Source organism: Gordonia sp. UBA5067, from assembly GCF_002414845.1.
Lineage (GTDB): Bacteria > Actinomycetota > Actinomycetes > Mycobacteriales > Mycobacteriaceae > Gordonia > Gordonia defluvii.
In genome coordinates, this window is record NZ_DIAX01000034.1 from 56,822 (window position 1) to 59,665 (window position 2,844).

The following is a 2,844-nucleotide window of genomic DNA, read 5'->3' on the forward strand; positions in this document are numbered from 1 at the left end:
CAAACCCCGCCGAGTGGGCACCCAGACCCCGCCGAGTGGGCACCCAAACCCCGCCGAGTGGGCACCCAAACCCCGCCGAGTGGGCACTACGGTGGCGAGTTGTTGAGCCAGGTTCGTGATAGCGCTGTCGACGGCGGCCTTGGTGGCACCGTGTTCGGAGGAGGTTACGGCGAGACCCGGGGCGTCGAACGCCGCCAGGAGCAGGTGCTCGGTCCGACGTCGTTGTGACCCTCGTGTTCGCAGCATCGGCGAGACGGCGACGCTCGACGAAGTGTCCGATGAGCGAGTCGCAGGGATTGGTCAACTCAAAGTTGACGTCGAAGGGGGTGCCCACTCGGCGGGGTTGAGGTGCCCACTCGGGAGGGATTTGGTGCCCACTCGGCGGAAAAGAAGGCCCACTCGGCGATACTGGTCCGAGCACGGAAGGAGTCAGGGTTGATCGGGTATGTCGCACGACGGGTCGGCGCATGGTCGGTACTTGTCCTTGTCGCGGTCAACCTGACCTACTTCATCGCGTCGGGATTCCTCGATCCGCGCTCCAACTATGCCGCACGCAAGCCGCCGCTGCCGCCGGCCGTCGTCGATGCGCAACTGACCGCCTACAACCTCAACGACAAGACGCCGCTGATTGATCGGTGGTGGACCTGGCTCACCGGGATCCTGCTCCACTGGGACTGGGGTTCCAGCCCCACGGGCGTCAGCGTGACCGGGCAAATCGCCTATCGGGCAGGAGTGTCCGCGCAGCTCGTATTCGGGGCCACCGTCCTCGCGACGCTGATCGGTGTCGGCCTCGGCGTGTACACCGCGATGCGCCAGTACCAGGTCTCCGACCGGGTTCTCCAGGCCATCTCGATCTTCTTCATCAATCTGCCCGTCGCGGTCATCGGGCTCGCGGTCGTGCTGATCGGTATCACGATCAACCAGAAGACCGGGCACTCAGTTGTGCTGGTCTCCGGTGCGCGGAGCATCGACGTCACCGGCTCTTGGCCGACCGTCCTCGACCGTCTCAAACATCTTGCGCTGCCGACCATCACACTGGTGCTCGCCCAATACGCCGGGCTGCACTTCCTGCAACGATCACTACTCCTGGACACCGTCGATGCGGACTACGTGCGCACCGCGCGGGCCAAGGGCCTCACGCGCGGCCGGGCCGTGCGCAAGCACGCGCTGCGTACGGCGATCATCCCCGTCGCAGTGGGCGTCGCCTTCGCCATCCCTGCCATCTTCACCGGGGCGGTCATCACCGAGACGATTTTCGGCTGGGAGGGTATGGGCCGCTACTTCGTCACGTCGCTGGGCACCAACGATATCCACGGTGCCGTAGCGGTGGCGGCCTTCGGCGCCCTGGCGACGGCCATCGGAGCGATCCTGGCCGACGTCGCGGTGGTCCTCCTCGATCCGAGAGTGCGGAGCAGCCGATGAAATCCTTAATGTGGCAACGATTTTCCCGGCGGCGATCCGCGGTCGCGGGCTTGATGCTGTTCGTTGCGCTGGTCGTGTTCGCGCTTTTCGGCGGCCTCCTCACGCGCTACAGCTACACCGACACCGACTTCCTGGCGATCGGCTTCCCGCCGGGCCGCGGGCACTGGTTCGGCACCAACGATGCCGGCAACGACCTCTATGCGCAGGTGGTCCACGGCTTGCAGCGCTCCCTGGTGATTGCGCTGGCCGTGGCGATCGGCACGACGATGATCGCGGCCGTCGCCGGATCGTTCGCGGCATTCTTCGGCGGCTGGGTCGAGAAGGCCACCCTCGGGGTGATCTATCTGCTGCTGGTGGTCCCGAGCTTCCTCATCCTCGCGCTCACCGCCAACGCCACCGGCGGTGACTGGCGGTGGATCATTGTCGCGCTCATCGTCTTCGGCTGGATGATGCTGGCCCGCGTCGTGCATTCGATGGCGGTGTCACTGCGCGAGCGCGAGTTCGTCCTAGCCGCGCGCTATATGGGGGAGCGCCCGGTCACCATCATTGCGCGCCACATCATCCCGAACCTGTCGTCGTTGCTCGTGATCAACTTCGCACTCGGCGTCGTCGGCACGGTTCTCACCGAAACGGGCCTCTCGTTCCTGGGGTTGGGCGTCAAAATCCCGGACGTCTCGCTGGGGTCCCTGCTGCAGGCGGGCGTGGGCACGATCGTCGCCTCGCCGTGGCTGTTCTACTTCCCCGCGGGAGCGCTCACGCTGCTGACGGTCTCGATGACACTGATGGCCGACGGGCTGCGCGACGCTCTCGACCCCAATGCCGCCAACCCGACCGTCGCCGAACCGGCACTGACCGTCGAGTCGGGCGGCACCCAATGAGTGGACCGCTACTCGAAGTGTCCGGCCTGCGGGTCGCGTTCGGCTCCGAAGCCGGCCGGGTCGACGCGGTGCGCGGGCTCGACGTCACCGTCGAACGCGGCAAGACGGTGGCGATCGTCGGCGAATCCGGGTCGGGCAAGTCGGCTTCGGCTCTCGCCGTGATGGGGCTGCTGCCCGATTCGGCCCTGGTCACCGGGTCGGCCCGGTGTAACGGTCGCGAGCTGATCGGCCTCGGCGATAGGGAGCTCTCCGCCATCCGGGGCAACGAGATCGCGATGATTTTCCAGGACCCGTTGTCCTCGTTGACGCCGGTATTCACCGTTGGCGCGCAGATCGTCGAAGCGCTGCAGGCCCACCGTTCGATCAGTGCTGCGGCGGCCCGGGTGCGCGCCGTCGAACTCCTCGACGCCGTCGGTATCCCCGATCCGCAGACTCGCGCGCACGCCTATCCGCACCAGCTTTCCGGCGGGCAGCGCCAGCGGGTGATGATTGCGATGGCCATCGCCAACGAGCCCGATCTGATCATCGCCGACGAACCGACCAC

At 66.6% G+C, this 2,844-nt stretch carries 4 protein-coding genes; all 4 read left to right on the top strand.

Features of this window, described 5'->3' with window-relative positions:
* The coding region (locus B4M62_RS05510; RefSeq protein ID WP_290705972.1) for a hypothetical protein at nucleotides 1-228 on the top strand (228 nt) is incomplete at its 5' end.
* A 207-nt stretch (nucleotides 229-435) separates the two neighbouring features.
* Nucleotides 436-1,422, top strand: coding sequence for an ABC transporter permease (locus tag B4M62_RS05515; protein WP_290705973.1), 987 nt, complete (start codon nucleotides 436-438; stop codon nucleotides 1,420-1,422).
* Complete coding sequence (locus B4M62_RS05520; RefSeq protein WP_290705974.1) at nucleotides 1,419-2,300, top strand: ABC transporter permease; 882 nt, start codon at nucleotides 1,419-1,421, stop codon at nucleotides 2,298-2,300. Before B4M62_RS05515 ends, B4M62_RS05520 begins: the two co-directional genes overlap by 4 nt.
* Nucleotides 2,297-2,844 (top strand): ATP-binding cassette domain-containing protein (locus tag B4M62_RS05525; protein ID WP_290705975.1); only part of this gene is annotated, 548 nt, incomplete at its 3' end. The genes B4M62_RS05520 and B4M62_RS05525, both read left to right, overlap by 4 nt.

Bases quoted from the DNA above. Each gene is read 5' to 3' on its own strand.
- B4M62_RS05520 (WP_290705974.1), top strand. From the start codon at position 1,419: ATGAAATCCTTAATGTGGCAACGATTTTCCCGGCGGCGATCCGCGGTC.